Origin of the sequence: Brachybacterium sp. AOP24-D1-21 (assembly GCF_052378665.1) — a bacterium.
GTDB lineage: Bacteria > Actinomycetota > Actinomycetes > Actinomycetales > Dermabacteraceae > Brachybacterium.
In genome coordinates, this window is sequence record NZ_JBQSXX010000001.1 from 601,152 (window position 1) to 626,528 (window position 25,377).

Genomic DNA, 25,377 nt, shown 5'->3' on the forward strand with positions numbered 1-25,377 from the left:
AAAGCGTCCTCGGGAAGGAGCAGGGCGACGTGAAGGGGCCCGGTCGGCATCGCCGACCGGGCCCCTGTGCATCCATGGGATGGCGCCGTGAGCCAGGTCTCCGTGGCAAACTGGTGCAGACCACGATCGCCGTCGTCGTTCCAGGAGAGTCCATGTCCGACCCCATCGCCCTCGTCCCCCTGCCCCAGTCCGTCGTGTGGTCGGAAGGCGTGTGGACGACGAACGATCCCTGGGAGGGGCTGTCCGTCGGTCTGAACGACTCCCTGGCACCGACGGAGTATGCGCTGTCGATCTCCCCGGCCGGCGCGGCGCTCAGCGCCGGCAGCGAGGCAGCGCTGGCCGACGGCCGCAACACCTTCGCCCAGATCGTGACCGGCGCGGGCGGAGAGATTCCCTGCGTGACCATCTCGGATCATCCGAAGTACGCCTGGCGCGGTCTCCACCTCGACGTGGCCCGTCATTTCCTCCCGGTGGAGGAGATCGAGACCTTCATCGATGCGATGGCCCTGCACCGGCTGAACGTGCTGCACCTCCATCTCACCGATGACCAGGGATGGCGCGTCGAGATCAAGGGCTACCCGCGTCTCACCGAGGTCGGTGGCTGGCGGGAGCAGACCCTGGTCGGCTCGATGCAGAGCCCGGAGGAGACCTGGACGTTCGATGGGACCCGCCACGGCGGCCACTACACTCAGGACGAGCTGAAGGGACTGGTCGACTACGCGCGACGGCGCGGCATCATGATCGTTCCCGAGGTGGACCTGCCCGGACACATGCAGGCCGCGATCGCCGCGTACCCCGAGCTCGGGAACTTCCCCGAGAAGCAGGTCGGGGTGCGTGAGGTGTGGGGCATTTCCGATCACGTCCTGGGAGTCTCCGACACCGTCTTCGACTTCCTGCGGGATGTGCTGAGCCAGGTCGCTGCGATCTTCCCCGCCCCCTATGTGCACATCGGCGGCGACGAGTGCCCGCGGGTGGAGTGGGAGCGTTCCTCGGCCGCCCGCGTCCGGCTCAACGAATGGGGGCTGACCCGGGTCTCCGAGATCCAGGGCCACTTCACCCAGTTCGCCTCGGACGTGCTGCGCGAGCAGGGCAAGCGGGTGATCGCCTGGGACGAGGTGCTCGAGACCCACCTGCCCGACGACACCATCATCATGAACTGGCGCGATTCCGCCGGGGTGAAGACGTCGGTGGACCGTGGGTTCCAGACCATCATCTCCACCCACGATCAGACCTACCTGAACTACTACCAGGCTGATCCGAAGGACGAGCCGGTGGCGCTGGGCCGCCCGAACACGCTCAAGAACGTCTACACCGCTCGGCTCGAGCCCGCCAGGCTCACGGAGGAGAAGCGCGCGCTGCTGCTCGGCATCCAGGCCCAGCTCTGGTCCGAATACCTGCCCGATGCCGCGAGCTTCCAGTACATGGCCTTCCCCCGCCTGTGCGCCCTCGCCGAGCGCGCCTGGGGCTCCCCGGAGCAGAGCTGGGAGGAGTTCGAGGAGCGGCTGCGTGCCCATCTCCCCCGCCTGGACGCCTTCGGCATCCGCTACCGCCCTTTGGACTGAGATGAGCTCCTCCCACCGCGATGCCCACCCCTACGGGCGTTCCGCCGATGACGTCCGCCGCCGCGACCAGCGCCTCCGCCGCACCCGGAGGATGCGCGCGACCCAGCTGACGATCTTCTCGATCCTCGCAGTGGTGCTGATCGGGATCGGAGTCTATGCCGTCGGCGAGCTGCGGGAACCTGCTGCCGAGCCGGGCCAGATCGCCCCGAAGTCCTTCGGACCGGATCCCGTCGCCCTCGTCTGCCCTGAGCCCGGTGCGGTCCCCCTGCCGCCTGGCGAGGTCACCGTGACGGTGCTGAACGGGACCACCCGCGGCGGACTGGCCGGGGAGGTCTCAGATGACCTCGCCGCACGCGGCTTCACGCTCGAGAGCGCGGGCAACACCCGCAAGGCCAACGGTCCCGCCACGATCGTCCACGGCCCCGCCGGGTACCTCGCCGCGCAGTCGGTCCGGATCCAGGTCCAGGGATCCCAGCTGCTTCTGGACGAGGCCCGTGAAGGCACCTCCGTGGCTCTGCTGATCGGTGACGGCTTCACCGGTCTCGAGGACGAGTCGGCGGCCGCAGCAGCTCGTGAGCAGCCGGTGGAAACGCCCGAAGGCTGCTGAGCGGATCGCCGCTCGGGCTCAGCCCAGGCGGTTGCTCTCCCGGTCCCGACGCTCGGTCGGCCCGGGAATTCAGTCCTCCCAGGCGCGGCGGTCGGCCTCCATGCGCATGCCGATCCACAGGCTGACCCCTCCGCCGAAGATCAGCAGCATCACCACGGTGCCGAACACTGCCGCGGTGCTCGGAGAGGACGGCATCAGACCGATCAGCAGGCTGTTGATGCCGCTGACCTCCGACCCCGCCTCCGCTGCCGCAGTGAGATCCGGATCCACGTCGATCACCAGATTCGCCTGCACCGGGATCCCCTCGCTGTCGACCACGTGGTAGGTGATCACAGTGGTGCGGCCGGTGAACCCCTCCTCGGGAACGAAGGTCACCGCGCCGTTGCCCGCGACGGTGTACTCGCCCTCCCCGGGGATCAGCAGCCGCGTGCCGCGACTTTCCTCGAGCTGGGAGAGATTCGTGGCCGCCAGCGAGCTGATCTGGACCGACTCCGGCACCAGGGGCTGGGAGCTGCTGCCGGCGGTGTCGTTGCCCAGCACATCCACGGTGACCGGAGACTGCGGGGCGGTGCGCGACTCGTCATCTCGCAGGGTCGCGATGACCGGGGAGAAGACTGCCTCGAGGGTGGCGTCGACCGGGTTGTCGGCGTAGACACCTCGAGCGGTGACGTCCACCGGGATCGCCGCCCCGGCGAATCCTTCCTCGGGAGTCATCACCACGATGCCGGAGGCCACGTCGATCTGCCAGATCCCCTGACCGGGGATCGTGAGCGTGGTGCCGTCGGCCGAGACCCGGGCCTGCTCGGGAATCAGCCCCGGATCGAACTGCAGGGAGTCGGAGCGGACGTCCCGGATCCCGCTGCCGAGGTCGAAGCTGATCGGCTCCCCCGGCAGGCCGGCCTGGGCTCGCGACAGCAGGATCGGATAGGCGGTGCTGAGCAGTGCGGTCGCGGCCGTCGCGCCTTCGCCGTCACCGCCGGTGATCCCCATCGGCGCGGTCTTGCGCACCTCCGCACTCTCCGGCGAGAAGCGCACCGTGGCCGCGGCCCGGTCCAGCACCCAGGTGCCCTCTCCCGGCACCAGCACCCGCGCGCCATCCGCAGAGGTCTCATAGGATGCCGGGTCTCCCAGCGGCTGCAGGCGCAGGGTCGACGGGTCCACGAACTGCTGTCCCTCGCCCACCACGAACAGGATGTCCTCGCCATAGGGCGCGGACCAGCTGAGGTCGGAGATGATCGGCACGGTGAGCATCACCTGTCCCGCCCGTACCGCTGCCCCCTCCCCGTCCTCGACGACGAAGCGGATCGGATCGAGCTGACGGCCGAGCCCGACCCCGGACGGAGTGTGCGTCAGCGCGTCGCCGTCGGCCGAGAGCTGCCAGACGCCCTGATCGGGAACGGTGGCCCGGCTGCCGTCGGACAGCACCGTGGAACCGGCCGGGAGCCCGGCCAGCTCGAGCCGCACGGACCCGTCGGCCGGGACGGATCCCTCGACGTCGATCCGGATCGGCACCCCCGCCGAGCCGTGCGCCCCGACCTCCTCGAGCTCGAGAGCCTCCGGGGTGAGGACCACCGGGAGCGAGCGGCTGTCGTGGAAGCCGCCGATGGTCAGCGCGATCGGGGTGCTCGGCGCGTCGACCCCGATCTGGGGCTGGAACACCAGGTCATCGCCGAGCAGGGTCCAGGTGCCCTCCCCCGCGATCACGATGCTCCGGGAGTCCTCCCCCAGCGCCATCTGGGCGCGCAGCCCCTCATCGGCGTCCTGGGGCACGGCCAGGCGCGCCGATCCGAGAGAGACCTGGGGTTCGAGATCGTCCTCGATCAGCGCGATCAGCGGGATCCGGGTGACCGCGCCAGGGACCATGTCCAGCGTGCGGGTCTCGGCCGGGAAGGCGAACGGACCGTCCTCGCCCAGGGCGGCGGCGGGCAGCGCCGTCGAGAGCGCGAGCATCCCGGCGGCGCACAGCGCGGAGACGCGCGCGACCAGGATCCCCGGATGCGCGCGCGAGGGGCGACGCGACCACAGCTCAGGCATCGGGCCAGGGTAGCAACGCCTGCCGGGAACCCGGTGATCCCGCGCGGTCTCGGGCTCGCGACCGTAGAGTGAGCGCATGGATGAGACGCACACCACCTCCTCTCCTGCTCCGGATGCCGAGGCGGTACCTGACGGCTCAGGAGCCGCCGCGCAGGACGTCGGCTCTGCCCTGCTCGACGGCTCTCCCCCGCTCGACGTCTCCCCGTTGCTGGACGTCTCTGCGCTGCCGCCGCTGGGCGAGGTGCTCGAGCAGCTCACCGAGCAGCTGGCGGCCTGGATGCTGGCCCAGCGCTGGTACGCGCACAAGGGTGCCGGGGCCCCCCGGGTCTCGATCCGCGGGTGGGCGCCGCTGCGGGTGGCTCCGGATCACGTGGTGGCGCTGGTCGCGGTCGCAGTCTCCCTCCCCCGTGACGCCGAAGCCCTCTATCAGGTCCCGTTGGTGCTGCGACGGCCCGGAGCGCCCTCCGGGGCGCGGGACGAGGGATCCGAGGTGGGGGTGCTCGCGGTGCCCGGCGGGCCGCTGCGGGTGGATGACGCCGCCCGAGATGCCGATGGCCGCGCGGCGATCATCGCGACCCTGGTCTCCGGGGAGGGCGCGCTCGGGCCTTCGCTGAGCCTCGCCTCCCACCGCACCGCCCCCGATGCCCCGCTCCCGCTGGGCCGCGCGATGCGCAGCCGCCTGCTCTCCGGGGAGCAGTCCAACACCTCGCTGATCGTCGAGACGGAGGGTGCCTCGCCGCTGATCCTCAAGCTGTTCAGGGTGCTCCAGGACGGTCAGAACCCCGACGTGGTGCTGCAGGGTGCGCTGACCGCCGCTGGCAGCCGACGGGTGCCGGCGATGGTGGGATCCGCGACGGTGGCGGTGGCGGGGCTCCGCACCCACTCCCTGTTCGCCCAGGAGTTCCTGCCCGGGGTCGAGGACGCCTGGCGGGTGGCGCTGCGCCTGGCAGCCGCCGGAGAGGACTTCCGGGAGGCCGCCCGCCAGCTGGGCGCCGCCGTGGCGGAGGTCCACCGAGATCTCGCCGATTCGCTCGGCACCACTCCCGCAGATGACTCCCTGGTGCGGGAGACCATCGAGCAGATGCGGAGGCGGCTCTCCGAGATCTCCGCCGAGGTCCCCCAGGTGGCCGTCCATCATGAGCGGATCGCGAGTCTGCTGGCGGCCGCCGCCGAGGTGCCGTGGCCCGCGCTGCAGCGCATCCACGGTGACCTGCACCTGGGCCAGGTGCTGCTGGTGCCCGACCGGGGCTGGGTGCTGGTGGACTTCGAGGGCGAGCCGCTGCGCCCGCTGGCCCAGCGCAACCTTCCCGACTCGCCGCTGCGGGACGTGGCGGGGATGCTGCGCAGCCTCGACTACGTGGTGGGAGCGGTGCACGCCGAGCACGGGACAGATGCCACCGCCTGGGCAGCAGACGCCCGCGCCGCCTTCCTCGAGGGCTATGCGCAGGCCGCGGGAGAGGATGGCGAGGACTCCGCAGCACCGGTGCTGCTGGCCGCATTCGAGGCGGACAAAGCCGTCTACGAGGCGCTGTACGAGGCGCGGAACCGCCCCGACTGGCTGCCGATCCCGCTGGCGGCGCTCGAGCGGATCAGCGCACCAGGCGCGGAGGCGGGGTCAGCGGGCTGAGCGCCGAGGTCGGACTGGTGGTGGCCCTCGGGGACAGGGAGCCTGGCAGGAACGGCGCGCTGATCGCGCGCACGGCCACCCGCACCCCGACGATCACCTCGAGCAGATCCCCGGTCGCATCGATCCAGGTGCGCCCGATGATCCCGCATCCCTGCTGCTCGGAGCGGCGACGCATGCCGCGGGACCGGGCGATGGTGTCGGCGGCGTCCAGCAGCTCCGTGGCGGCGGCTGCGGAGTCCTCCGGCAGGCCCGAGCTGGTCAGCAGAGCACTGACGTGGCAGAGAGTCTGGAGGCCATGCCAGGAGTTCCCGGAGGAGCGGTCGCGCTGGGGACGGTGATCCCCGAAGGTGATCAGCCCCGGCTGCTGCTCGAGCACTGCGGTGGTGACCGCGCTGAGCAGCTCGTGGATCCGTCCGTGGGTCTCGTCCTGGCCCGGGATCGAGTCCGAAGAGTGCACCGGGAGCGCTGACATCATCGCCCACCCTCCCCTGTCGTGCCGCCTCGGCGACGACGTGCCATTGCACCGCCGGACTGGAACGGTTGGCGACCAGGGTACCGATCCCGGGCCCCGCTGCCGATGGGGAGAACTCCCCATGCACTCAGACGCTACTGAATGGTAACGAGGGTTGATCCGCCCCGTCGTCTGGTCAGCACCCCGGTCGACGCGAGCAGCCCAGATCGACCCCGCCCCGTCCCTCACTCCGAGACGGGCACGAACTCCACCGGGGCCACGGAGGAATAGCGATCCTGACGGATCGAGACCACACCCACACCGCCGATGAACGGGGCCAGGGCCTGCGGGTTCTTGCCAGGGTTGGCGAGGATCACCTGGAAGCCGAAGTGACGGAAGGACTCCATGGCCGCGGTGATGAACTTGCCGGCGCCCTTGGAGAAGGCCTCGTCGATGATGATCGGGGCGTAGCGCGGCGCCTCCTGACCGGTACCAGCCAGCTGGTAGCGCAGAGCCGCCGCCAGGCAGAAGGTGGCCAGCCGCTCGTTCTGACCGCCCGAGAGCGGACCGCCGGATTCGTGGGCGTGGACCACCGTGCCCTCGGCGTCGACCTCCTCGGCGTGGAAGTGCACGTGCCGGCGCACATCGAGGATCACCCGGGAGACCTGGTCGTCGCGGGTGCGGGCCGAGCCGATCATGTCCATCAGGTGCCGCAGCGAGAGGAAGCGCTCCTCGGCCAGCTCGCGGTCGCGGGAGATGTCATGCAGTGCGGAGCCGGCCACCGCCTCCTCGAGCGCACGCTTGAACTCGTCCAGCGCTGCCAGGTGCACAGGGCGCATCGACAGCTGCAGATAGCGGCCGGAGTGGAACTCGACCTGCGCGAGCAGGGCGTTGATCCGCTGCAGGCGCTTGCGGATCTCCGCGGGCTCACGGGCGATCGCGGTGGCGAGGGCCTGCACGTCGCCGAGGGTGTTGCCGGTGAAGAACTCGAAGAAGCGGTCCTCGACCTCGGGCAGCTTCTCCTCCTCGATCCGCTGCAGGATCGCGAGGTAGTCGTCGGCCCCCTCGAGCGTGGGCGCGGTGTCCCCGGCCCGGGCCGGCCAGCGGCGGGAGAACTCGCGCATCGCGGTGCGCATGTCCTCCTCGGCGCGGGAGGTGCGGCGGGTGAGGTCCATCAGCTCCGCGTCGAGGGTGGCGGAGGCGTCCTTGGTGACCTGGTCGATCGTGGACAGCACGAGGGTGGGGGCGATCGCGGCGAAGCGTTCTGCCAGCTCCTGCTCGACCTCGGGATCGAGTGCGGATTCGGCGACCCGCTCGCGCGCCTCGGCGAGGCGCTCATCGGCCCGTTCCGCCTGCTCGGCGAGCTTGCCGGCGGTGCGCACCACCTCCAGCAGCTCCTCGTCGCTGTCCGCGATGGAGCGCTCGACCTCGTCGATCTGGTGAGCCAGCTCGGTGAGCGCGGAGGAACCGTCCTCGGCGGCGCGCACCATGTCGCGCAGGTTCGCCACCCGCCGGGCCACCGACGCCGCGTCGATGTCGTCCCAGGTGACCGCGCTGATCAGCTGGAGCGCGTAGAGGCGCTCCTGGCGTCGCTCCCGCTCGCCCTCGACATCCTTGCGGCGGGCCTGGGCCTCGAAGAGTGCCTGCTCAGCCCGGGTGCGCTCGGACTCGAACACCGCCCGCTTGGCTCGGTTGTCGAAGCCGAGGACCCACTGCGAGCGGTCATTGATCTGCCGGTCGGCGTTCTTCTCGTGCCGGGTCGAGGAGTGCTTGATCTGCCCCGAGCGCAGCACCGCGCGGGTCAGGCGGGTGAACTCCTCAAGGGTCTCCGCGCAGGTGTAGTCCATGCGGGAGGCGATCTCATGGGAGAGCCACACATGGAACTCGCCGTCCTTGACGTCGAGCTTCGCGGCGAGGGAGCGCTCGTCGATGTTCTTCGCCGGGCGGCGCAGGTCGGTGTTGACCCGGTTGTAGGAGATCCGACGGCGCAGCTTCGTGCGGTCGATGACCGCAGCGACCTCTCGGTACACCCGATCCGGGACCAGGATGGAGCGGGCCAGGCCCCGCAGCGCCTGCTCGGCGGCGGCGGTCCACTCCTCCTCACCGGTGCGCACCTGCAGCAGCTCGGCGGCGAAGGGCAGCTCGGCGGGCGAGATGCCCACCTCAGCCGCGATGTGGTCGCGCAGGGCGACGTCCTCGGAATGGAGGTTCGAAGCCCGGGAGGTGAGGGAGGCGAGCTCCTCGCGGGTGCGGGCGAGGGTCTGCGCCAGCTCGCGGACGGCCGCTTCAGCTTCCCAGCGGGCTGCGTCGGCACCCTTCTCCTCGGTCTCGAGGGACTCCCGCAGCGCCATCACCTCACGCTGCAGGGCCAGGAACATGTCCTCCCCCGCCGGGGTGCGCAGCTCGACGGTCGCCAGCTGGGCGGCGAACTCGGTGCCCCGCTCGCGGCGCCGCTCGCGCTCGACCTCGAGGCCCGCGATCTGCTGCTTCCAGTCGTCGATCTCGCCGCCGCCGGCGCGCTTGCGCTGCTCCTTGAGCTGGGCGAGGTCGGAGCGGGCTTCGGTGACGTCCTGGCTGAGACGGCGCTGCTGCGCTGCGAGCCGGTCGCGTTCGAGCTGGAGCCGGTCGGTCTCGTCTCCCAGCAGCCGCACCAGATGCTGGGCGGCGAAGACGTCGATATCGGCCCGGCGGTCCACCAGCTCTCCGCCCCGCGAGCGCATCGCCGTCCAGTTCTCGTGGTTGCCGCGCAGGCCGCGCAGCAGGTCCCGCTGCTCACGCGCGGTCACCAGTGCCTCGTACACCTCGGAGAGGTTGTGGAAGTTCGCGAGCGCCTGATCGGCCAGCTCGAAGGTGCGCGGCGCATCGAGCATGTAATCGCGCAGCAGCCCGTTGACGTCGCCGAGCTCCTTGGCGGACTGGATCTTGTGCAGCAGGCCCAACGCCTTCTCGTCCGGGATCCCCAGCAGCTGGCTGAACGCGGCGCGGTACTCGCGGAACTGGCGGAAGGTCTGGGTGCCCGGATGGGCGGCTTCGAGCGCCTTGCCCTCGATCTGCGTGGAGACGAACTGGCGCAGATCGGTGACATCCAGCGGAGTCCGCGCGATGACATAGAGGCTCTTGACATCGGAGTCCGCAGAATGACCGGCATGCAGCAGGAGCAGGCGGGAGAGCTGGACGGTGCCGCCCTTGCCATCGCTGTAGCGCAGGGTCAGCACCGACAGGGTGGTCTTCTCCCGCAGCACCTCCTGGCTGAACTCCCCGGTGGCCTGGTCGTAGTGCATCGCCCAGGCGCCGCGCACATAGCTGGCCACGGTGCGGCGGTACTTTGAGCGCTGCGGCCCGGCGTCCGAGGCCGCGGCGTTGAACTGCAGGGTGCGGGGCGGGGTCAGCAGCGCGCTGATCGCGTCCAGCAGGGTCGACTTGCCGGTGCCCGGACCGCCGGTGAGGAAGTAGCCCTTGGGCGAGATCTTCAGATCGTGCGTGCCGTGGAAGGTCCCCCAGTTGGAGACCTGGACAGCGACCAGCCGCCACTGCCCCGGATGGGGGTGGTCGGGGTCGGTGACCGTCCCCGCGGGCGCGGGCTCGGTCGGGACGCCGGGCAGATCCAGTCCATCCTGCCGCTGCGGGGTCACGGTCTCAGTCGTCGAAGGCACCCGGTCAGGGTACCGAGTCCGGGCGCCTTCCCATGCCGGTTGCCGTCAAGAGCGCCCGGTCCCTCTCAGTGGCGCTCCCATGGGGACGGGACGGGGAAGCGATTCGACAGATAGTTGGTCATCATCTCCACAGTGAATTCGGGGTCCGGATCGCCCCCTGCCTCACCGAGCGTCAGATAGTCCGTTCCGCCAGGGTTCACTCGTGTGAGCCGGGTGGCGGAGTCCTCGGCCCCCAGCGGGACGAAGGAGACCCGGAGCCCGGAGTGAACGTACACGCCGTCGAGGTGGCCCGAGTGCTGAGCGAGAGAGGAGACCAGCGAGACATCGGTGCCGCTGCGAAATCGCGCCGACCGGGTGCGGTCGATCTCTGGAGCATGTCTCCGGGTGAGCTCCTCCAGATAGCCGCGCCGATGGGGATGCGGTGAATGCAGCATCCCCTGGGTGATCGTGACGCCGAAGCGCTCCTCGAGCAGAGCCCGGTTGTTCATCGCGGCCGCCTCATGAGGCTCGGCAAGGTCCCCGAGATCGTTGATCTTGGTCGGGGACGGGAAGAACCGCGCCGCCCCGTCCGCCGTGAAGTACTGCTGCGGTTTCTGCTCGCGGAGGAAGAATCCGTCGTCGTTCAGGTACAGGAAGTGTTCGGCGAGCCCGGGGATCCGGTGCAGCACGGTCTCGATCGCATGGGAGTTGAACACCGGGAGCACGGAGCTGTCCGGAAACAGATCTCGGTGGTCCACCACCGTGAGCCGATCATCCTCGACGAGCCACTCGGGTCGCTGCGCATCCGTCACCAGATGGACCCGTCGGACCCACGGGAGGTGAGCGGCGAGCGACCTCAGCGAGAACCGCAGCTCATCGCGGTTCAGGAACCGGATCTCGCCCGCAGCGAGGTCTGCCTCCGGAATCGGTCCGGATCCCACCGGATGCGCGCCGTCCGCCTCGACGGCCGCACGCTTCCGACACCAGGCCGGATCGGAGCCGTCCACCCACGTGTAGACCACATCGATGGGGAACTCTGTCGATGTCCACAGCGGGCGCTGCCGCATGGGCTCCCATGGCTCGAAGAGCGGCAGGTCGAACTGTTCGTGAGCGAGGACGTCGATCTCGTCATTCGCCTGTCGGGCACGCAGCAGGCCCGGGCGTCGTTCGTCCTCCTCCCAGAATTCGATGGTCAGCCCCGCGGCATAGCCGATGTGCACTCCGGAGCGTCCCACTTCGTAATGATGGAAGAGATAGGCGTGGCTGACGCCCGAGAGGTCGAGGGCTCCCGGGTCCCGGCGCCACGTCCGTCCGTCCTCGTCCAGGCGAATGGCTCCGGCATACAACCGGACCTCGAGCGCTGCATTGTCAGAGGTATGCGCGAGCAGGTGCTGGAGCACCCGGCTGCGGTCAGCCGCAGGAACTGCCCACGACTGGCCACGGGAAGAGCGAAGCGGTCGGCTCCGCGCGTCACAGGTGGAGAAAAGCGAAGCGAGGGCGGAACGGTTGTTCTCGCGGGCTCGGTGCGGAAGCACCTCTTCAGCGGCGACGCTGATGACATCGTCCGTCGTCTCGCTGCCCGTCGTCTCCCTGCCGTCCTCGGGCGCCACCCCGTCACGCTCCGACTCCGAGCCCCCCGACGAGATGTGCTCTTCGGTGCCCTCGCGCTCCCCTGCGCCTGTCGTCAAGGCGCCGGCCTCGGAACCGCGTCGACGCACCGCGATACCACCCCGCGTGAGATCCTCGAACAGTGATGACCACTGCTCGGCGACGACCTCCGGCGCAAAGCGTTGCATCGATTCAGCGGCATTGCGCGACATGGCATCGCGACGCGCTTCGTCCGTCATGAGCAGGCGCAGCGACGAGGCGAAACCGCCCACGTCGCCGACCGGGACGAGATACCCGTCCTCTCCGTTCTCGATGATCTCCCGAGGACCCGTCTCGCAGTCATAGGCGACCACCGGAAGGCCTGCCCCGCGCGCCTCGAGCAGCACCAAGGGAAGGCCTTCGTAGCTTGAGGCGAGAGCCCCGATGGAGGCACGCGCCCACTCCGCCTCGATGTCCGTCGTCGGCGGCATCAACTCGACCTGACCGGCGATGCCGAGGTTCCTCGCCATGCGCAGGAGGTCCCCGCGCTGAGGACCGTCGCCGAAGATCCGCAGCCGCCAGTCGGGGTGCTCATCGGCGACCTCTCCGAAGGCACGGATGAGATCGATGAAGCCTTTGGACCGAACGAGCCGTCCGGCGCCCATCACGACCTTCTGCCGTCCGCCGCTGAGCGGCCGGCCCGTCGCAGGAAGCGCGTTGGGGATCACCTCGATCCGAGGCGCCCGATCCCCCCACTGCTCCCGCAACCACTCGCCGTTGCGTTCCGTGAGCACGACGAGGGCATCGACCCTGGGTCCGTGGCGCAGGAGCGGAGCCGCGGTGATGCCCCGTCCCATCGAGGGGCGATGTTCCTCCTGGACGATACGCACGGAGCCGGGGCAGGCGAGCAGCGCGAGCACGGTGAGTGCTGGCGTCGACGTGATGACGACGTCGGCATCGCCTGCCGCGAGCCGCTGCATCAAGGCGCGGTCGGTCGCTTCGCAGAATTGGTTGTCCCATTCGACGGGGATGATCAGGCTGGGGGGCCCCTTCGGGGACTCAAGATCCGTCAGGTAGGTCAGACGAGTCCCGTCCCCGAAGTCGAAGCCGGTCTCCGCCAGCCGGTAGAGGCTCAGCACCTCGATGTCGTGGCCGAGCGCGGCCATCGCCCGCGTCTGGTCCGCGAACGTCTTCTCCGTCCCGGCTCGCGCGTCCGCTGTGGTCAGCACATACGTGAGCTTCATGCAGACTCTCCTCCTATGCTCGGCGCGGACGTCAGCTCCAGCGCGAGATGATCATCCTTCGTCCAATAGGGTCGAATCTTGATGCGGCGCCCGGGCACGGCGTACGAGAAGACCGCTCGCAGGCGCAGCGCTACACGGGGGCTCTCGAGACCGCTTCCGCGCCACGCCGCGCGCAGTCGCTCCTCAGGTGCGCCGTCACCGCGAAGCACGACGTCCCAGACCGTCGTCTCGCCCGTTGTCGGAAGTTCAGCCTCGCACCATTGAGCAGCGCCCAGTCGATAGACACGCGCCCCACTCGTCGATCCGGACCGCGGCGCGACCGGCAGCGCACGCCCTCCCCCACGCCGCTCCAGCGTCAAGGCCCAGGAAGTGTGGGCCGGCCCTACCTCGAGTGTCACGATCCCGTGCGCAGCATCGAGCGCGAGAATCCCCGGCTCCTCGTCCGAGGCTGCTCGGTGAACGAGTCGTGGAGCCGGTCCATGCTCCAAATACCAGGTGCCGAGGTCCGAGGATCGTGCCTCGTTCCGAGTGCCGTCCCCTGCCGGGAGCAGCTCGACCGGTTGCACGCCCCGAGCGGTCCTCGCCCGGATGAGGTGAGATCCCGGCGCGAGTCGGTCGAGCCGCAACAGGCCGTGCGGTGGACCGCTGGTGTCGAGAGCGGTGACCTCCAGCCGTCGCCCTCCGCGTCGAGTTCCGAGCAGCAACGCGTGCACGCCCGCTTCGGTGGAGCGCCAATTGAGCACACCGTGCCCATCGAGCGTGATCTGAAGAGGGACCGTCTTCGCCTGCGAGAGCGTACGGACTGCAGACCGAGCTCGATGTAAAAGGGCGCGAGCGGGACGGCGGCCTCGTCCGAGGAAGCGACCCGCAGCGGTCATCGGCCGGATCATCGAGCTCCTTCCTCGGCCACAGGATCGTCACCGGCGACCAGCTCCCATGGCGCGGGATCGGGGTAGTACCTCTCCAGGAAGCTGCTCAGCTCGGTGCGCATGGTCGGGGTCAGTGCTCTCTCCTCGGTGTTCAGGCAGAAGGTGTCGTAGCGGCGCAGCGACCCCAGGGCGTCGAGCGCCTGTGGCGCATGCGGGGCCGACAGGTCGAGATACAGGTAGTTCGGGGTCGACGGCACGGACCGTCCCTGCGCATGCGCGTACCAGTGATGGAGGGAGGACGCCACCGAGAGGTCCTGCGGGGAACGGAACAGCGCCGCACGGGTCCGGGCGATCGCCTCGGGGTTCTCCGCCTCGATCTGGGCGGCCATGCTGCGCAGCTGCGGATGGACGGTGTGACGGATCTTCGTGCGCACCTCGATCCCGAAGCGGTCTGCCAGCAGCTCCCGACCGTTCTTGGCAGACGCCATGAGCGGTGGATCGGCGGGCGTCGGGGGCCCGGGGTCGATCGGCAGGTCCGAGGGGAAGAAACGGGCGACCCCCTCCGCCGCGAAGAAGTCGCCCGGGTGCGCGATCCGGCCGAAGAGCACGTCATCGTTGAGGTAGAGGTAGTGCTCGGTGAGGTCGGGGATGCGGTGCAGCGCTGATTCGATCGCATGGGAGTTGAACCGGCTGCCGCCGAGCAGCTCACGGTGATCCACGACCTGGATCCGCGGGTCGTCCGGACGCAGCCAGTCCGGGACCTGGCCGTCGGTGACCAGGTGGATGCGGCGCACCCAGTTCGCGCAGCGGTGCAGAGAGCGCAGGGAGTAGCGCAGCTCATCGGAGTTCTCGAACCGGCCCTCGTCGCTCGCCGAGGGGTGCCGGGCGGTCGTGCCGTCCACGCCCGCTGTCGCCGCCAGCGCGGCGTCGCGACGCGCCCGCCATCCCGCATCGCCGCCGTCGACCCAGGTGTAGACCACGTCGATCGGTCCCCTGATCGCGGGAGGACCCGGCTCGCGATGTGAGGCCGAGAGGCTCTCGAGAGCCATCTCCTCCCAGGTCGCGGCGGGGATCCTTCCCGGGGTGCCGGGGGCGGCGCCGCGGTGCGTCTCCCCCTCCCGCCGCAGCACATCCACCCTCAGCTCGAGGTCGGCCGTGCGCTCCAGCTCGCGGCCGGCGACGGCGAACCGTTCTCGCAGGGCCACTGACCTGCCGTTGCGGGCGGGCGTGACCTCCCAGTGCGGCGGCAGATCCTGCAGCGCGTCGAGCAGGGCGGCTGCGTCCTGCGCGCGGATGGCGAGTCGCCACGGATGGCGCGGGACGGGAGGGGCGAGGAGAGGCACGATCGGGGAGATCGTCGCGAGCACGCCCTCCAGCAGCTCGCCGCGAAGTCGGTGCAGGTCCGGGGCGGCGACCAGGCGGGCCTGGCGCGGCCGCGCGCGCAGGCCTGTCCAGACGTTCCCCGGCGCTGCCGCGGGCAGGAGGCCACGGCCCGACAGCCTCAGCTGACGGACCACATCCCCTCGATGCAGTTTCGCTGCGATGCGCCGGGTCTCTCCCACAGTCGCCGAGTGTACGGTCAGACGCGCCCATCGCAGTACACCTCGCGTTCATCGGCGGTTCACATTGCTATAGTCCGGAAACTCGCCGTTCTCGGGTTCTGACCCTTGGACGGCGTCGTCGTCCGGCAGCTCGTCCCTATGCGCTGATGACGCCATCGTCCCTGTCCCCGTCCCGGAGGGAGCCCACCAGGCCATGCCGCTGCGCACCGTCTGGCGCCGTATTCGCCACCTGGAGAGCCTGGTGGCGGAGACAGCCCGTCGCGATCGGACGAAGCGGCGGATGCGCACCCTCGACAGCGCGCTCACCTTGTCAGAGAGCTCCGCCTCAGGGAGCGCCGCACGAGCCGTGCTGGACGCCCCTCTTCCCTTCCGTGCGCGAGACCTTCCGGTGCGGGCAGTCCCCCTGCGCTCCTCACAGGAGCACGCGCACGAGCTGCTGGGGCACGTGCGAGAGGCCCTCGGCGCGGAAGGGATCACCGCGGTCGCCGTCCGGTCGCCCACTGCCGCCTCCGCTGTGCTGGGCGTGCGCCGGGAGGACTGGGGGCGCGCGGCCGCGGTCCTCACCCGCGATCTCGACCACGTGCTGCTGGGCAGCGGTGATGCTGCCGCGGGCTGCGCCGTCTACAGCGCCGCACCCCCCACCGAAGATGTCGAGGGCGCCTCCACCCTCCATCTCCTGGCCCCCGCCGTCACGCTCCACGAGGGCCGCGTCATCGCCCGCTACGGCTTCGAGACGGCCGTGCGCCTCGAGCGCTGGGACCGGGCCGACGGCGGCCGCTTCACTGCCGCCGTCTGGAACAAGTTCACGGAGCTCCTCGAGGAGGAGGCCTTCCAGCCGGCGACGGCGGCAGCAGACCTCCCCGCCCCGCCCGGCGTCCCCTCGGCGACCCCCTCGCCCGCACTCGGGACCACCGCGCAGGACGCGCTCGCCCCGCTGCAGCAGACCGCGCTGCTCGAGGTCGGCTTCCCGATCGACGTGGTCTACACCTGGGTCGACGGCACCGACCCGGACTGGCTGGCCCGCAAGCGCACGGCCCTCGAGGCCGATACGGGGCACGGGATGACCGAGCATGCCGCCGCCGATCTACGCTTCGTGGCGCACGATGAGCTGCGCCATTCCCTGCGCTCCCTCGAGCAGTACGCACCGTGGGTGCGCCACGTCTACCTGGTCACGGACCGCCAGCGCCCCACCTGGCTGCGAACGGACCATCCGCGGCTCACGGTCGTCGACCACGCGGACATCGCTCCGGCTGGGACCAGGCTGCCGACCTTCAACTCGCAGGCGATCGAGGCGAACCTGCACCGGATCGAAGGGCTCAGCGAGCACTTCCTGTACTTCAACGACGACGTCTTCCTCTCCTCCCCCGTCGCCCCCGAGCTCTTCTTCAACCCCAACGGGATCGCGTCGATGTACATGTCCCGCGCGCATGTCGCCCCCGGCGCGCCGGCCCAGGGAGAGCCCGCCTCCGACTCCGCCGGGAAGAACGCCCGGGCGCTCGTGCACGAGGCGACCGGGAAGCGGGTCTCCCGCAAGCTCTTCCACACCCCGTTCGCCCTGCGCCGCACGATCTCGCAGGAGATCGAGGAGCGCTGGCCGGAGGTCGTCGCCGCGACCCGCGACGCCCAGTTCCGCCGCATCGACGACGTGACGCTCTCCGGCGCCCTGCACATGAACTACGCCCACGCCACCGGGCGTGCGGTCACCCGCGGCATCCGCTACCGCTACGTGAACGTCGGCGCTCCCGACGCGGCCGAGCGGCTGGCCGGCCTCGAGCAGGACCGGGACGTGCTGGAGACCTTCTGCCTCAACGAGTCCACCCAGGAGCTCGATGCTGCGGTGATCGACGCCCAGGTGCGCGCCTTCCTGCGGCGCCGCTTCCCCGATGCCAGCTCCTTCGAGATCCCGGGGCGGGCATGAGCACGGCCCACCGCGCTTCCCTGATCCTGGGCACCTGGCGGGCTCCCGATTCCGCCGCCGCCGGCGCTCCCCTCTGGGGGCAGGCATTGCCGGCCTCGGTCTGGCGGACCGTGCTGGGCGATGCGGCGGTGACCCTCGAGTTCGAGGGCGGGCCCGCCACCCTGTGGGCGGCCCGTTCCGGGCAGCGCTGGCCGCTCGCCGTCGATATCGTCGGCGGCCACCAGGTGCGGCTCTCCGCCCGAGGGCCGCAGTGGCTCTGGATCGAGGGGCCGGTCGGCACCGTCACCTGGAGCGTCGAGCGTGCGGTCGAGCTGCCGCCCGTCACGGTGGTGATGCCCACCCGGGGCCGCGAGCAGGATGCGATCACCCAGGCCGAGCGCTTCGCCCGGATGCACTGCGTCGATGAGGTGATCGTCGTCGATCAGGGCCACACCCTCGCCCAGCTGCCCGCCGTCACCCGGCTGCTCGCCGAGCGGCCGGAGATCCGGCTGATCACCCAGCCGAACCTCGGTGGTTCCGGCGGCTATGCCCGCGGGATGCTCGAGGCCGCCGCCTCCCCCGGCCACGCGGTGCTGTTCTCCGACGATGATGCGGTGCTGTCCGAGGAGTCCCTGCGCCGCATGGTCACCTTCCAGGCGCTGTGCGCGGTCCCCACCATCCTGGGCACCCCGCTGTTCTCCTCCGAGCAGCCGGACCGCCTGATCGCCGTGTCGGAGGCGGTGCGGGGCGGGGACTTCCAGTGGCATGCCACGGACGGCATCCGGCGGCCCGTCGAGCTGTCGGGCACCACCCCCGAGCAGTGGAGCTTCCTGCGCGCCCATGGCGAGGCCAACTACACCGGCTGGTGGGCGACCCTGTTCCCGCCCGGCACGGCAGCGGAGCTGGGACTGCCGGCCCCCTACTTCCTGAAATGGGACGACGCCGAGTACGGGCTGCGGGCCACCGAGCACGGGTACCACCACGTGGTGCTGCCCGGGACCAGCGTCCATCACCCGCCCTGGACCATGTACCGCACCCAGATGACCTGGACCGCACGGGTGCTGCACCGCAACCGGCTGGCGACCGCCGCCGCGCACGGCTCCGGCCGCGGCGTGATCGCCTCCTCCCTGCTGCACCAGGGCAAGCACATCCTCTCCGGGCTGCACCTGACCACCGCGCTGTGGGACGACGGCATCGGGTCCTTCCTCGCCGGCCCCGACTCCTGGCTCGGACGGGACCTCGCACGGGCCCGGGCCGACGGCGGGAAAGTGATCGCCGAGTGGACGATGCAGGCGGGTGCCGACTGGACGACGCAGGCGGGCGCCGACTGGACGGCCCGGACGGATGCCGATCGCGCAGCCGAGCCCCTCGCGATCACCCGCCACCGCCCGCTGCCGCTGCTGCGCGCCCTCACCCGCGCGACGCTGCGCCTGCTGCGCCCGGACCGGCCGCCGCGCCTGGTGATGGGTGTGCGGGAGGACCGCCTGACCTGGCGCACCGCCCTCGGGGCGGACGCGATCGTGATCACCGACGCGACCGGCCGGGCCCTGATGGCCCACCCGGTGCGCGGCTCGACAGGACGCCGCCTCCTGCTCGGCACGGCGCGGCGCCACCTGCGGATGGCCTTGCGCTGGGGGCCCCTGCGCCGCAGCTATCGCCGTGCCCTGCCCCTGACCACCACCACCCAGGCCTGGTCGCAGCTGTTCGACTGCACCGACCCGACCACCTCGCCCCGCGAAGGGAGCAGGCCTTGCAGCCTCGAGAGAACACCCTGAACCGCCGACTGCGCAGCATGGGCGGGCGGCTCCTGCGCCGCTACCACCTGCTGCCCGGCGGAATGCCCGACGGCCTCGGCGACGACGAGGACCTCCAGGACCAGTCCCTGCACGGCGACGTCATCGTCTACTTCGCCGACACCATAGAGAGCATCTACCAGCTGCGCGGCTGGTACGGCCCGCTCCGAGCACTCCATGCGGAGCTGGGCGTGACCGTGGTGTGCATGGACTCCCGGGTCGCGGAGGTGCTGCGGGACGAGATGGACATGCCGGTGGTGACGGTCGCCCTGGACGCCACCCTCGACGGGCTGATCGCCCGCAGCGACACCAAGCTGATCCTGTACGTGAACTACAACCCGATGAACACGGCGCCGCTGCGCTCCCGATCGGTCATCCACGTGTCCCTGCTGCACGGGGACTCGGACAAGGGCGTCTCGGTCTCCAACCAGGTGAAGGCCTACGACTACTCCTTCGTGGCGGGGCAGGCGGCGATCGACCGCTATGCGCGGTACACCTCCCTGTTCGACGCCGCCGCCCGCTGCCTCCCCGTCGGCCGCCCCGCCCTGGACACCGACCGGGAGGCGGTCGCCGTCCCGGAGCGCCGGGATGAACGACCGGTCGTGCTCTACGCGCCCACCTGGGAGGGCGGCCAGGCCTCTGTCGCCTACAGCTCGCTGCGCACCCACGCCGAGACGCTGCTGCGCGCCGTGCAGGAGGAGGGGGCCCGGATCATCTATCGCCCCCATCCGCTGACCGGGGTGCGGGTGCCGGAGTTCGGCGAAGCGGACCGGACGGTGCGGGAGCTGCTCGCCGAGGGCGGGCACACCATCTCCGACGACCGCCCGCTGTCGCTCGACGTCGCGGAGGCGGATCTGCTGATCTGCGACGTCTCCGCCGTCGCGAACGACTGGCTCGCCACCGGCAAGCCGCTGATCATCACCACCCCCGCCGAAGGAACTGCTCAGGAGGCCGGTACCCGGATGCTCGATGTGCTCCCCCGTCTCACCGTTCAGGAGGCGTCGGCCGCCGGGCGGCTCGCCATGGAGGCGATCTCCCGCGATCCGGGCCGTGAGGAGCGACTGCGCCTGAGCGAGTACTACCTCGGGGACACCACCCCGGGGGCGTCCCTCGACCGCTTCCTCACCACCTGCCGCGACCTCGCAGCGCAGCGGGACGAGCAGTGGGCGCGGATCGGCGGGCCCGATCCGAGCCCGCCCGACCCGCCCGCTCCCGCTCCGCCGACGGACGAGGCGCCGTCCGCTCCGAGCAGCCGGGTCACGACCCCGTGAGCCGGCCCGTCCCCTACACCGCCGGGACCCGCACCTCGACCGCGCAGACCCTCCGGGAGCTGGTGCGCACCCGGAAGATCCTCGCGGTGCTGATCCGGCGCGACCTCAAGCTGCGCTACGCCGATTCGATGCTCGGCTATGTCTGGACCGTGCTCGAGCCGCTGATGATGGGCTCGATCTACTGGTTCGTGTTCACGGTGATCTTCCATCGCACGGTGGGCGCGGAGCCGTACATCATCTTCCTGCTCTCCGGGCTGCTGCCGTTCATGTGGTTCACCAACGGGATCAACGAGGGCATCCAGTCGCTGGCCTCCCAGCGGCGGCTGATCGCCTCGACCTCCCTGCCGCGCCAGATCTGGGTGCTGCGCAGCACCGGCGCGAAGGGCGTGGAGTTCCTGCTGTCGATCCCGGTGCTCGCCGTCTTCGCGGTGTTCTACCGGCCGCAGTTCGATCTGCAGCTGGTGCTCTTCCCCGTCGGCATCCTGATCCAGCTGATGCTGCTGCTGGGACTCGCCCTCCTGTTCTCCCCGATCACCATGCTGGTGCGGGACGTGGAGCCGCTGATCCGGGTGGCCACGCGTGCGCTGTTCTACGCCTCCCCGATCATCTACAGCCTGAACGACGTGGTGGTCACGTCACTGCCGCCGGTGGTCGTCGGGCTCTACAAGTTCAATCCGCTCACCGGGATCCTGGAGTGCTATCGCGCCGGGCTCTTCCCCGGTCCGGTGCACTGGGACGCGATCCTCGTGGCCGCCACCATCTCTGCCGCCATTCTGGTGATCGGCTGGACGGTGTTCGGTCGCATGGAGCGTCAGGTGCTGAAGGAGGTCTGATGAACGACACGAACATTCTCCCCGCTGCCGACTCCCCCACCGGGGGGCCCGCCGGGAGCCCTGCCGCCCCCGTGATCTCGCTGGACGGGGTGGGAGTCGAGTTCTCCCGCAAGCGTCGCGACCTGAGCCTGCGCTCGATGCTCTTCCGCCGCGACAAGGGCCCCGACGGCGACGCCTTCTGGGGCCTCAAGGACATCTCCTTCGAGGTGGGTCAGGGCGAGGCGGTCGGCGTCGTGGGCCGCAACGGGCAGGGCAAGTCCACGCTGCTGAAGGTGGTGGCGGGGGTGCTGCTGCCCGATGCGGGCCGGGTCTCGGTGACCGGCGGCGTGGCACCGCTGATCGAGATCACCGGCGGTTTCGCCCCGGACCTCACCGGGCGGGAGAACATCCATCTCGCCGCCGGCCTGCACGGGATGCGGAAGGAGACCATCGCGGCGAAGTTCGACGAGATCGTCGACTTCGCGGAGATGGAGAAGTTCCTGGACACGCCGTTCCGGCACTTCTCCTCCGGGATGAAGGTCCGGCTCGCGTTCTCCGTGATCTCGCAGCTCGATGAGCCGATCATCCTGGTCGACGAGGTGCTCGCGGTCGGCGACAAGGCCTTCCGCACCAAGTGCTACATGCGGATCGAGGAGCTGCTGGCCGCGAACCGCACCCTCTTCCTGGTCTCCCACAAGGACAACGACCTGCGCCGCTTCTGCACCCGAGGGCTCTACCTGCGCCAGGGACAGCTGGTCCAGGACGGACCGATCCGCGAGGTGCTCACCGCCTACGAGAAGGAATCCTGAGTCGGCGATGAGACCAGAAGAGATGACACCAGCAGAGAGGAGACACCCATGACGACGGCCGCTGCGACGTTCTCGCTGGTCCTGCTCAACGGCGGGGTGGGGGCCCGGGTCGGAGCGGGACAGCCCAAGCAGCTGCTCAAGCTGCGCGGCATCCCGATCCTCGTGTACACCCTGGTCACCGCGGATCGCCTGCCGCAGGTAGGGCAGATCGTGGTGAACTTCCCCGAGGGCTGGCGGAAGGAGATCGAGGAGGTGCTCGAGGCCTACGCGATCTCCACCCCGATCACGCTGGTGCCGGGAGCGCCGACGCGTCATTCCTCGGTGCGCGAGATGCTCCCGCACTGCGAGTACGACCAGATCCTCCTGCACGAGTCCGCCCGCCCGCTGGCGACCGCCGCGGACTTCACGCGCCTGATCGACTCGCCCTGGCAGAACGTCGCGCTGATGTCACCGATCCCCTTCACCGTCGCGCCCGTGGATCCCGAGACCCACCAGGTCACCGGCTCGCTGGACCGGGACCGGCTGCGCAATGTGCAGCTGCCCCAGAAGTTCCGGCGCACCGATCTGGTCGCCGCCCACGAGAAGGCCCTGTCCGAGGGCATCGAGTACACGGAGGACGCGACCCTGGTCGCCGACGCCGGCTTCCCGGTGCACTTCCTCGATGGCAGCGACACCAACCTCAAGGTGACCTCCCCGACCGACGTCCGCATGGCCACCGTGCTGCTGCAGGGAGAGAGGGATCGAGATGTCTGAGCAGACCACCGCGCGCAGTGCTCAGCCAGAGCTTCCCGGCCGCACCGCCCTGATCACCGGCGCCTCCCGCGGGATCGGACTGGCGACCGCCCGCCGGCTCGCGCAGGAGCCGGACATCTCCACGATCATCCTCGTCTCCCGCAGCGCCGAGGACCTCGACCAGGCCGCCGGGCTGCTGCGCGAGGAGGATGACGGCAGCACCCGCTTCCTGTCCTGCGTGCTCGACGTCGGCGACCGCTCCGCCCTCAAGCGCGCCGCGAAGCGGCTCTACGACGAGGTGGGCCACATCCATCTGCTGGTGAACAACGCCGGTTACACGAACCCGGTGCCGCTGCAGCAGGTCAGGATGCCGGACTTCGAGCGCACCATGGAGGTGAACCTCTATGCACCGTTCCTGCTGGTGAAGACTCTCCTCAATCGCGGCAACGTCTTCGACCTGATCGTGAACGTGGCCTCCACCGCCGGGGTCACCGGGCGTTCGGGCTGGCTGACCTATTCGGCGTCGAAGTCCGCGCTGATCACCATGAGCGAGGTGATGCGGGAGGAGCTCTCGATCTACGGCACCCGGGTCGCGTGCATCTCCCCCGGGCGCACCGCGACCGAGCTGCGGCGCGTGCTCGCCCCGGACGAGGATCCGCGCACGATCATGCAGCCCGAGCATGTCGCCGAGGTGATCGGCGCGCTGACCTCCCCGGTGGGCGCCTACATCGATTCGGAGAACATCATCGTGCGGCAGTGAGGCGGGTGCTGGTGCGGCCGGTGCGGCCAGGGCAGCCCGCGTCCGCTCCGTCTCCGCTCTGCGTCCCCTCCGCGTCTTCGCCGCCTCTTCGCCGGGTCTTCTTGCGTCTTCTTCGCGTCCGCTCCGCTCAGTGCTCGGGCCGGCCCAGGCGCCAGTACCCCATGAAGGAGACCTGCTTCCGGTCCAGCCCCAGCTCGCTGACCAGGTGTCGGCGCAGGGTCTTGATCACCCCGGCCTCCCCCGCCAGCCAGGCGTAGAAGGCGCCGTGCCCGGTGGTCGTCTCCCACAGCATGGTCTCGTCGACGTCGACGTCCTCGAGCTCCGGTGACGCGGCTGCAGCGGACCCGTCGGCCCCTGCGAAGCCATCGGCCCCCGCGGAGCCCTCAGGCGCTGCGGGATCATCCCCCGCCGTGCCCCGGAATGCCTGGGCGTTCGCGCTCATCAGCTCCCGCACCGCGGCGTCGAGCAGCTCGCCGTGCGGGCGGCCCTCGCGGGGCAGCCAGGTCACCTGCACCCCGGAGCGGGTCAGCAGCTGCTGCTGGTCACCGGCCTCGGGCACCTCGAGCAGAGCGTGACCGCTGATCGAGGCGGGCAGCGCCTCGAGGATCGAGCCGACGGCCGGCAGCGCGGTCTCGTCGCCCACCAGCAGCACGGTGCGGGCGGTGCCGGGCCGGAACTCGATGCCGCCGTACTCGGGGCCCACCAGATGCCGGTTGGGACCGAGCATCGTGAGCGTGTCACCGACCCTCGCATCCCGGGCCCAGCGGGCGGCGACGCCCTGGCCGGGGACCTCGACGGGGTCGAGGTGCAGGACCACGTCGATGTCGATCTCGGGGTTCGCGGTGTGGTTCCCGGGATGGCCGGCGGCGCGATGCTCACGCACCGTGTAGGTGCGCATCCAGCCGCGGTCGGTGGGATCGATCTGCAGCCAGCTGCGGTACCAGTCGGAGTGGATGACGGGGTCGAGCAGCGCACCGGGACGCACCGGGGCGAAGTGGTCTGCGCTCGCGGCAGGCCCGGGGATGATCAGCTTGATCCGCAGGTCCAGCACATGGGAGTTGGTGCCGAAGTGCTCGAGCTCAGGGCCGGTCAGGGTGAAGCGCACCAGCGAGGGGCCGAGGCTGCGGCGTGCGGCGACCTCCAGCTCGAAGGCGAGCATCGAGCTGTGGTCCAGGGCGGAGACGCGCGTGTCGGTCGCAGCGGGAGTCTCGGTCGGGGCAGCCTCGGTCGGGGCAGTCGCGGTAGGGGCAGTCGCGCTCAAGGCGGTCTCGGTCGGGGCGGTCTCGGCGGTGGTCGAGATGGGGTCCTCCTCGTGGTGGTGGTGTGCACCGGGGGCGGTGCGGTCACGGCCCAGCGGCAGCACCATCGGGGTGCCGGTGACCGGATCGGGGGCGATGTGGGCATCCAGGGCGAAGACCTCATGCGCCATCTGGCGGGTGATGACCTCGGCCGGCGTGCCCTGGGAATGGATCTCGCCGGAGCGCATGGCGACCAGGTGATCGGCGTAGCGCGCGGCGAGGTTCAGGTCATGCAGCACGATCCCCACGGTGGTGCCGCGCTCCCGCTGCAGGTCCCTGACCACGTCGAGCACCTCGAGCTGGTGGGTGACATCGAGGTAGGTGGTGGGTTCGTCCAGCAGCAGCACCTCCGTCTGCTGGGCGAGCGCCATCGCGATCCAGACCCGCTGGCGCTGCCCGCCGGAGAGCTCCTCGAGCAGCCGGTCCTGCAGCGCGTCGGTGCGAGTGGCGGCGAGCGCCTCGGCCACCGCCAGCTCGTCCTGGTCGGACCATTGCGGGAACAGGCCCTGGTGGGGGAAGCGGCCGCGGGTGACCAGCTCCCTCACGGTGACGCCGTCGGGGGCGATCGGAGTCTGCGGGAGCAGGCCGAGGCGGCGGGCGAGCTCCTTGCCGCGCAGGGAATGGAGATCACGGCCGTCCAGCAGCACGGTGCCGCTGCGCGGAGTGAGCAGGCGTGACATCCCGCGCAGCAGGGTCGACTTCCCGCTGCCGTTGGCGCCCACGATGATCGTGATCTGCCCTTCGGGCAGGCTCAGGCTGAGGTCGCGGACGATGTCCCGACGGTCATAGGCCAGGTGCAGGTTGCGGGTCTCGATCAGTGCCATCGTGGC

General features: G+C 70.4%; 16 protein-coding genes. 10 read left to right on the plus strand and 6 right to left on the minus strand.

The window, feature by feature from the left end; translation table 11 throughout:
- Window positions 1-152 precede the first annotated feature (152 nt).
- Together ACT3UF_RS02870 and ACT3UF_RS02875 are read left to right on the plus strand one after the other, a co-directional pair.
- A complete protein-coding gene (locus ACT3UF_RS02870) occupies window positions 153-1,562 on the plus strand; it encodes a beta-N-acetylhexosaminidase (RefSeq protein ID WP_441443695.1) in 1,410 nt (469 codons plus the stop codon).
- 1 nt (window position 1,563) lies between these two features.
- Window positions 1,564-2,169, plus strand: a complete 606-nt coding sequence (locus ACT3UF_RS02875; protein WP_441443694.1) for a LytR C-terminal domain-containing protein — start codon at window positions 1,564-1,566, stop codon at window positions 2,167-2,169.
- A 69-nt stretch (window positions 2,170-2,238) separates the two neighbouring features.
- On the opposite strand, the gene ACT3UF_RS02880 is transcribed toward ACT3UF_RS02875, so the two are convergent.
- Window positions 2,239-4,203 (minus strand): Ig-like domain-containing protein, encoded by a 1,965-nt coding sequence (locus ACT3UF_RS02880; protein WP_442331782.1) that lies wholly within the window; start codon window positions 4,201-4,203, stop codon window positions 2,239-2,241.
- A 76-nt stretch (window positions 4,204-4,279) separates the two neighbouring features.
- On the opposite strand from ACT3UF_RS02880, the gene ACT3UF_RS02885 reads away from it, so the two are divergent.
- Window positions 4,280-5,830 carry a maltokinase N-terminal cap-like domain-containing protein gene (locus tag ACT3UF_RS02885; RefSeq protein ID WP_441443692.1) on the plus strand — a complete coding sequence of 517 codons (1,551 nt, stop codon included), beginning with the start codon at window positions 4,280-4,282 and terminating at the stop codon, window positions 5,828-5,830.
- Here ACT3UF_RS02885 and ACT3UF_RS02890 read toward each other — a convergent pair.
- The 4 genes from ACT3UF_RS02890 to ACT3UF_RS02905 all read right to left on the minus strand — a co-directional run bounded on the left by ACT3UF_RS02890 (window position 5,793) and on the right by ACT3UF_RS02905 (window position 15,175).
- Window positions 5,793-6,305, minus strand: a complete 513-nt coding sequence (locus ACT3UF_RS02890) for a hypothetical protein (protein WP_441443691.1) — start codon at window positions 6,303-6,305, stop codon at window positions 5,793-5,795. The two genes, ACT3UF_RS02885 and ACT3UF_RS02890, sit on opposite strands and share 38 nt — an antisense overlap.
- Before the next feature lie 221 nt (window positions 6,306-6,526).
- A complete protein-coding gene (locus ACT3UF_RS02895) occupies window positions 6,527-9,934 on the minus strand; it encodes an ATP-binding protein (protein ID WP_441443690.1) in 3,408 nt (1,135 codons plus the stop codon).
- Window positions 9,935-9,999: 65 nt separating this feature from the next.
- A complete protein-coding gene (locus tag ACT3UF_RS02900) occupies window positions 10,000-12,744 on the minus strand; it encodes a Stealth CR1 domain-containing protein (protein ID WP_441443689.1) in 2,745 nt (914 codons plus the stop codon).
- 886 nt (window positions 12,745-13,630) lie between these two features.
- On the minus strand, window positions 13,631-15,175 hold the full coding sequence (locus ACT3UF_RS02905; protein WP_442331780.1) for a stealth conserved region 3 domain-containing protein: 1,545 nt from the start codon (window positions 15,173-15,175) through the stop codon (window positions 13,631-13,633).
- A 193-nt stretch (window positions 15,176-15,368) separates the two neighbouring features.
- Here ACT3UF_RS02905 and ACT3UF_RS02910 point away from each other — a divergent pair, with 193 nt between their 5' ends.
- The 7 genes from ACT3UF_RS02910 to ACT3UF_RS02940 are packed head-to-tail and all read left to right on the plus strand — an operon-like array spanning window position 15,369 to window position 23,249.
- Window positions 15,369-17,093 (plus strand): Stealth CR1 domain-containing protein, encoded by a 1,725-nt coding sequence (locus ACT3UF_RS02910; protein ID WP_441443687.1) that lies wholly within the window; start codon window positions 15,369-15,371, stop codon window positions 17,091-17,093.
- A complete protein-coding gene (locus ACT3UF_RS02915) occupies window positions 17,090-18,847 on the plus strand; it encodes a glycosyltransferase (protein WP_444608001.1) in 1,758 nt (585 codons plus the stop codon). Before ACT3UF_RS02910 ends, ACT3UF_RS02915 begins: the two co-directional genes overlap by 4 nt.
- A complete protein-coding gene (locus ACT3UF_RS02920) occupies window positions 18,823-20,136 on the plus strand; it encodes a CDP-glycerol glycerophosphotransferase family protein (protein ID WP_441443685.1) in 1,314 nt (437 codons plus the stop codon). The genes ACT3UF_RS02915 and ACT3UF_RS02920 overlap by 25 nt, the downstream gene beginning before the upstream one ends.
- Complete coding sequence (locus ACT3UF_RS02925) at window positions 20,133-20,969, plus strand: ABC transporter permease (RefSeq protein ID WP_441443684.1); 837 nt, start codon at window positions 20,133-20,135, stop codon at window positions 20,967-20,969. The genes ACT3UF_RS02920 and ACT3UF_RS02925 overlap by 4 nt, the downstream gene beginning before the upstream one ends.
- A complete protein-coding gene (locus ACT3UF_RS02930) occupies window positions 20,969-21,757 on the plus strand; it encodes an ABC transporter ATP-binding protein (RefSeq protein WP_441443683.1) in 789 nt (262 codons plus the stop codon). The genes ACT3UF_RS02925 and ACT3UF_RS02930 overlap by 1 nt, the downstream gene beginning before the upstream one ends.
- A gap of 48 nt (window positions 21,758-21,805) precedes the next feature.
- Window positions 21,806-22,510, plus strand: a complete 705-nt coding sequence (locus ACT3UF_RS02935) for an IspD/TarI family cytidylyltransferase (RefSeq protein WP_441443682.1) — start codon at window positions 21,806-21,808, stop codon at window positions 22,508-22,510.
- Complete coding sequence (locus ACT3UF_RS02940; RefSeq protein ID WP_441443681.1) at window positions 22,503-23,249, plus strand: SDR family NAD(P)-dependent oxidoreductase; 747 nt, start codon at window positions 22,503-22,505, stop codon at window positions 23,247-23,249. The genes ACT3UF_RS02935 and ACT3UF_RS02940 overlap by 8 nt, the downstream gene beginning before the upstream one ends.
- Before the next feature lie 127 nt (window positions 23,250-23,376).
- Here the strand turns inward: ACT3UF_RS02940 and ACT3UF_RS02945 are convergent, their stop codons facing one another.
- Window positions 23,377-25,371 carry an SIP domain-containing protein gene (locus ACT3UF_RS02945; protein ID WP_441443680.1) on the minus strand — a complete coding sequence of 665 codons (1,995 nt, stop codon included), beginning with the start codon at window positions 25,369-25,371 and terminating at the stop codon, window positions 23,377-23,379.
- Window positions 25,372-25,377 lie beyond the last annotated feature (6 nt).

Coding starts and splice junctions, on each gene's coding strand:
- ACT3UF_RS02930 (WP_441443683.1), top strand. CDS start 20,969: ATGAACGACACGAACATTCTCCCCGCTGCCGACTCCCCCACCGGGGGG.
- ACT3UF_RS02935 (WP_441443682.1), top strand. CDS start 21,806: ATGACGACGGCCGCTGCGACGTTCTCGCTGGTCCTGCTCAACGGCGGG.
- ACT3UF_RS02945 (WP_441443680.1), bottom strand. CDS start 25,371: ATGGCACTGATCGAGACCCGCAACCTGCACCTGGCCTATGACCGTCGG.
- ACT3UF_RS02915 (WP_444608001.1), top strand. CDS start 17,090: ATGAGCACGGCCCACCGCGCTTCCCTGATCCTGGGCACCTGGCGGGCT.
- ACT3UF_RS02870 (WP_441443695.1), top strand. CDS start 153: ATGTCCGACCCCATCGCCCTCGTCCCCCTGCCCCAGTCCGTCGTGTGG.
- ACT3UF_RS02890 (WP_441443691.1), bottom strand. CDS start 6,305: ATGATGTCAGCGCTCCCGGTGCACTCTTCGGACTCGATCCCGGGCCAG.
- ACT3UF_RS02910 (WP_441443687.1), top strand. CDS start 15,369: ATGCCGCTGCGCACCGTCTGGCGCCGTATTCGCCACCTGGAGAGCCTG.
- ACT3UF_RS02940 (WP_441443681.1), top strand. CDS start 22,503: ATGTCTGAGCAGACCACCGCGCGCAGTGCTCAGCCAGAGCTTCCCGGC.
- ACT3UF_RS02900 (WP_441443689.1), bottom strand. CDS start 12,744: ATGAAGCTCACGTATGTGCTGACCACAGCGGACGCGCGAGCCGGGACG.
- ACT3UF_RS02880 (WP_442331782.1), bottom strand. CDS start 4,203: ATGCCTGAGCTGTGGTCGCGTCGCCCCTCGCGCGCGCATCCGGGGATC.
- ACT3UF_RS02875 (WP_441443694.1), top strand. CDS start 1,564: ATGAGCTCCTCCCACCGCGATGCCCACCCCTACGGGCGTTCCGCCGAT.
- ACT3UF_RS02885 (WP_441443692.1), top strand. CDS start 4,280: ATGGATGAGACGCACACCACCTCCTCTCCTGCTCCGGATGCCGAGGCG.